The organism is Lysobacter terrae, from assembly GCF_054782215.1.
This window is the reverse complement of the sequence record NZ_BAAGSX010000016.1, coordinates 1-5,419: the sequence shown is the minus strand read 5'-3', so window position 1 is coordinate 5,419 and position 5,419 is coordinate 1. Positions and strand designations below refer to the sequence as shown.

Genomic DNA, 5,419 nt, shown 5'->3' with positions numbered 1-5,419 from the left:
CTCGGGCACTTTGGTGCGGCGGGGAAGCGGTAAAGAGGGGCGCGGCGCTGAGGCCGGTTCCTAAGATCTTTGACAGTGTGCGCAGGTGACTTGTGCGGGCGTCTGGCCGGTGGATGGTTGTCCATTAGCAGACGTTCGACACAGAGTCCAAATGAATCAAGTAAAGCAAGCAATTGCTAGTAATTTGAGTTTATTTGGGCCTGGATAGACGACTGCACTCAAAACATTTGGATCTTCGGATCCATGCAATTTTAAGTGAAGAGTTTGATCCTGGCTCAGAGTGAACGCTGGCGGCAGGCCTAACACATGCAAGTCGAGCGGCAGCGCGGGGGCAACCCTGGCGGCGAGCGGCGGACGGGTGAGGAATGCGTCGGAATCTGCCTTTTTGTGGGGGATAACGTAGGGAAACTTACGCTAATACCGCATACGACCTACGGGTGAAAGTGGGGGACCGCAAGGCCTCACGCAGAAAGATGAGCCGACGCCGGATTAGCTAGTTGGCGGGGTAAAGGCCCACCAAGGCGACGATCCGTAGCTGGTCTGAGAGGATGATCAGCCACACTGGAACTGAGACACGGTCCAGACTCCTACGGGAGGCAGCAGTGGGGAATATTGGACAATGGGCGCAAGCCTGATCCAGCCATGCCGCGTGTGTGAAGAAGGCCTTCGGGTTGTAAAGCACTTTTGTCCGGAAAGAAAAGCATTCGGTTAATAACCGGGTGTCATGACGGTACCGGAAGAATAAGCACCGGCTAACTTCGTGCCAGCAGCCGCGGTAATACGAAGGGTGCAAGCGTTACTCGGAATTACTGGGCGTAAAGCGTGCGTAGGTGGTTCGTTAAGTCTGATGTGAAAGCCCTGGGCTCAACCTGGGAATGGCATTGGATACTGGCGACCTAGAGTGCGGTAGAGGGGTGTGGAATTCCCGGTGTAGCAGTGAAATGCGTAGATATCGGGAGGAACATCTGTGGCGAAGGCGACACCCTGGACCAGCACTGACACTGAGGCACGAAAGCGTGGGGAGCAAACAGGATTAGATACCCTGGTAGTCCACGCCCTAAACGATGCGAACTGGAAGTTGGGGGCAACTTGGCCCTCAGTTTCGAAGCTAACGCGTTAAGTTCGCCGCCTGGGAAGTACGGTCGCAAGACTGAAACTCAAAGGAATTGACGGGGGCCCGCACAAGCGGTGGAGTATGTGGTTTAATTCGATGCAACGCGAAGAACCTTACCTGGCCTTGACATGTCTGGAATCCTTGAGAGATCGAGGAGTGCCTTCGGGAACCAGAACACAGGTGCTGCATGGCTGTCGTCAGCTCGTGTCGTGAGATGTTGGGTTAAGTCCCGCAACGAGCGCAACCCTTGTCCTTAGTTGCCAGCACGTAATGGTGGGAACTCTAAGGAGACCGCCGGTGACAAACCGGAGGAAGGTGGGGATGACGTCAAGTCATCATGGCCCTTACGGCCAGGGCTACACACGTACTACAATGGGAAGGACAGAGGGCTGCAAACCCGCGAGGGCAAGCCAATCCCAGAAACCTTCTCTCAGTCCGGATTGGAGTCTGCAACTCGACTCCATGAAGTCGGAATCGCTAGTAATCGCAGATCAGCATTGCTGCGGTGAATACGTTCCCGGGCCTTGTACACACCGCCCGTCACACCATGGGAGTTTGTTGCACCAGAAGCAGGTAGCTTAACCGCAAGGGGGGCGCTTGCCACGGTGTGGCCGATGACTGGGGTGAAGTCGTAACAAGGTAGCCGTATCGGAAGGTGCGGCTGGATCACCTCCTTTAGAGACAAAAGACAGCAAATTGCCTGTCAGGCGTCCGCACAAGTGACCTGCATTCAGAGTTCCCGGTAGTCAGGGGGCGAATTTTATATTCGCGCCGTGATTGACCGCGGGAGCGTCCCGTTTTCAATGGGGCTTTAGCTCAGCTGGGAGAGCACCTGCTTTGCAAGCAGGGGGTCGTCGGTTCGATCCCGACAAGCTCCACCACGCCAGGCAAGACTTTTGGGTCTGTAGCTCAGGTGGTTAGAGCGCACCCCTGATAAGGGTGAGGCCGGTGGTTCGAGTCCTCCCAGACCCACCACCAACTCCCGACGGCAACTCTGAACTGCGCGCACACATAAGATTTGAAACGAGGGCGGCGCTGAAGCCGACATCGTGTTCTTTGAAAACTGGGAATTGTAGCGAGCGTTCTGAGATGAAGGTCTACAGACGTGTCGTGAGGCTAAGGCGGGAACCCGCATGTAACAGTGCGAGAGTTCCTAACATTTGAAATGTCGTTGATATTCGCGTCGGGGCTTTGTACCCCTCGACACTAACGATAATCCTGAGGCGACTTGGGGTTATATGGTCAAGCGAATAAGCGCACACGGTGGATGCCTTGGCGGTCAGAGGCGATGAAGGACGTGACAGCCTGCGAAAAGCGCGGGGGAGCTGGCAATAAGCATTGATCCCGCGATGTCCGAATGGGGAAACCCACCTCGTAAGAGGTATCTTCAGGTGAATACATAGCCTGTTGAAGCGAACCCGGAGAACTGAAATATCTAAGTACCCGGAGGAAAAGAAATCAACCGAGATTCCCCCAGTAGTGACGAGCGAACGGGGAGCAGCCCTTAAGTTGAGTAAGGTTTAGCAAAACGAGTTGGAAAGCTCGGCCATAGACGGTGACAGCCCGGTATGCGAAAGACCTTATTTGATGAAATCGAGTAAGGCGGGGCACGAGAAACCCTGTCTGAATATGGGGGGACCATCCTCCAAGGCTAAATACTCCTGACCGACCGATAGTGAACCAGTACCGTGAGGGAAAGGCGAAAAGAACCCTGGTGAAGGGAGTGAAATAGACCCTGAAACCGTGTGCGTACAAGCAGTAGGAGCCCTTCGGGGTGACTGCGTACCTTTTGTATAATGGGTCAGCGACTTACTGTTCGTGGCGAGCTTAACCGTATAGGGGAGGCGAAGGGAAACCGAGTCTGATAAGGGCGCATAGTCGCGGGCAGTAGACCCGAAACCGGGTGATCTAGTCATGCCCAGGGTGAAGGTACCGTAACAGGTACTGGAGGCCCGAACCCACTCCCGTTGCAAAGGTAGGGGATGAGGTGTGATTAGGAGTGAAAAGCTAATCGAACCCGGAGATAGCTGGTTCTCCTCGAAAGCTATTTAGGTAGCGCCTCGCGTGAATCTTCTTGGGGGTAGAGCACTGTTATGGCTAGGGGGTCATTGCGACTTACCAAACCATGGCAAACTCCGAATACCAAGACAGACTGCGCGGGAGACACACGGCGGGTGCTAACGTTCGTCGTGAAAAGGGAAACAACCCAGACCCACAGCTAAGGTCCCAAATTCATCGCTAAGTGGAAAACGATGTGGAAAGGCACAGACAGCCAGGAGGTTGGCTTAGAAGCAGCCACCCTTTAAAGAAAGCGTAATAGCTCACTGGTCGAGTCGGTCTGCGCGGAAGATTTAACGGGGCTAAGCGATGAACCGAAGCTTGGGGTGCATAACTTTGTTATGCGCGGTAGAGGAGCGTTCCGTACGCCGTTGAAGGTGGCTTGAGAAGGCTGCTGGAGGTATCGGAAGTGCGAATGCTGACATGAGTAACGATAATGCGGGTGAAAAACCCGCACGCCGAAAGCCCAAGGTTTCCTTGCGCAACGTTAATCGACGCAGGGTTAGTCGGTCCCTAAGGCGAGGCAGAAATGCGTAGTCGATGGGAAGCTGGTTAATATTCCAGCACCTCGCGTAAGTGCGATGGAGGGACGGAGAAGGTTAGGCAGGCCGGGCGTTGGTTGTCCCGGTGAGAGAGTTGAGGCGGTCCCCTTAGGCAAATCCGGGGGGGCAACGTTGAGACTAAGGACCGGCCCATTAGGGCTAGGCTGCCGATATCACGCTTCCAGGAAAAGCTCCTAAGCTTCAGCTTACGCAGACCGTACCGTAAACCGACACAGGTGGGCAGGATGAGAATTCTCAGGCGCTTGAGAGAACTTAGGTGAAGGAACTAGGCAAAATAGTACCGTAACTTCGGGAGAAGGTACGCCAACCATGGTTAATAGCTGAGGTTGGCCGCAGAAACCAGGCCGCTGCGACTGTTTATCAAAAACACAGCACTCTGCAAACACGAAAGTGGACGTATAGGGTGTGACGCCTGCCCGGTGCCGGAAGGTTAATTGATGGGGTCAGCCGCAAGGCGAAGCTCTTGATCGAAGCCCCGGTAAACGGCGGCCGTAACTATAACGGTCCTAAGGTAGCGAAATTCCTTGTCGGGTAAGTTCCGACCTGCACGAATGGCGTAACGACAGCGGCGCTGTCTCCACCTAAGACTCAGTGAAATTGAAATCGCTGTGAAGATGCAGCGTTCCCGCGGCAAGACGGAAAGACCCCGTGAACCTTTACTATAGCTTTACACTGAACGTTGAGTTCGTCTGTGTAGGATAGGTGGGAGCCTATGAAACCGAGGCGCTAGCTTCGGCGGAGGCAACCTTGAAATACCACCCTGATGTGCTTGACGTTCTAACCTAGGTCCGTAATCCGGATCGGGGACCGTGTATGGTGGGTAGTTTGACTGGGGCGGTCTCCTCCCAAAGAGTAACGGAGGAGCTCGAAGGTACGCTCAGCGCGGTCGGACATCGCGCACTGTGTGCAAAGGCATAAGCGTGCTTGACTGCAAGATCGACGGATCAAGCAGGTAGGAAACTAGGACTTAGTGATCCGGTGGTTCTGTATGGAAGGGCCATCGCTCAACGGATAAAAGGTACTCCGGGGATAACAGGCTGATACCGCCCAAGAGTTCATATCGACGGCGGTGTTTGGCACCTCGATGTCGGCTCATCACATCCTGGGGCTGTAGTCGGTCCCAAGGGTATGGCTGTTCGCCATTTAAAGTGGTACGCGAGCTGGGTTCAGAACGTCGTGAGACAGTTCGGTCCCTATCTGTCGTGGGCGTTGGAGATTTGAGAGGGGCTGCTCCTAGTACGAGAGGACCGGAGTGGACGAACCTCTGGTGTTCCGGTTGTCATGCCAATGGCACGGCCGGGTAGCTATGTTCGGAAGCGATAACCGCTGAAAGCATCTAAGCGGGAAGCGCGCCTCAAGATGAGATCTCCCGGGACACAAGTCCCCTAAAGGAACCATCAAGACTAGGTGGTTGATAGGCAGGGTGTGTAAGCGCAGCAATGCGTTGAGCTAACCTGTACTAATGATCCGTGTGGCTTGACCATATAACCTCAAGTGGCCTTAGGCTTACGACGACGTCGTGACCTTCCAGGACCAACTTGCTACAATTCCCATCCCATGCAAGCAGGCGCTATAGCGCCGCTTCACCAGCTTGCTCAGTGACAATAGCGTTGTGGCACCACCCGATCCCATCCCGAACTCGGAAGTGAAACGCAACCGCGCCGATGGTAGTGTGCATCCGCAT

The 5,419-nt window shown here is 54.7% G+C and carries 2 tRNA genes and 3 rRNA genes; all 5 read left to right on the top strand.

The annotated features are described in order from the left end of the window. Positions 1-252: 252 nt before the first annotated feature. Positions 253-1,791 (top strand): 16S ribosomal RNA (locus ACYVJ8_RS17725). A 128-nt stretch (positions 1,792-1,919) separates the two neighbouring features. Further along, positions 1,920-1,995 (top strand) — tRNA-Ala (locus ACYVJ8_RS17720). Between the two features lie 17 nt (positions 1,996-2,012). Beyond that, positions 2,013-2,089: transfer RNA gene (locus tag ACYVJ8_RS17715), tRNA-Ile, on the top strand. Positions 2,090-2,354: 265 nt separating this feature from the next. Then, positions 2,355-5,219 (top strand): 23S ribosomal RNA (locus ACYVJ8_RS17710). A 110-nt stretch (positions 5,220-5,329) separates the two neighbouring features. Next, positions 5,330-5,419: ribosomal RNA gene (gene rrf / locus ACYVJ8_RS17705) — 5S ribosomal RNA — on the top strand; the annotation flags it as partial.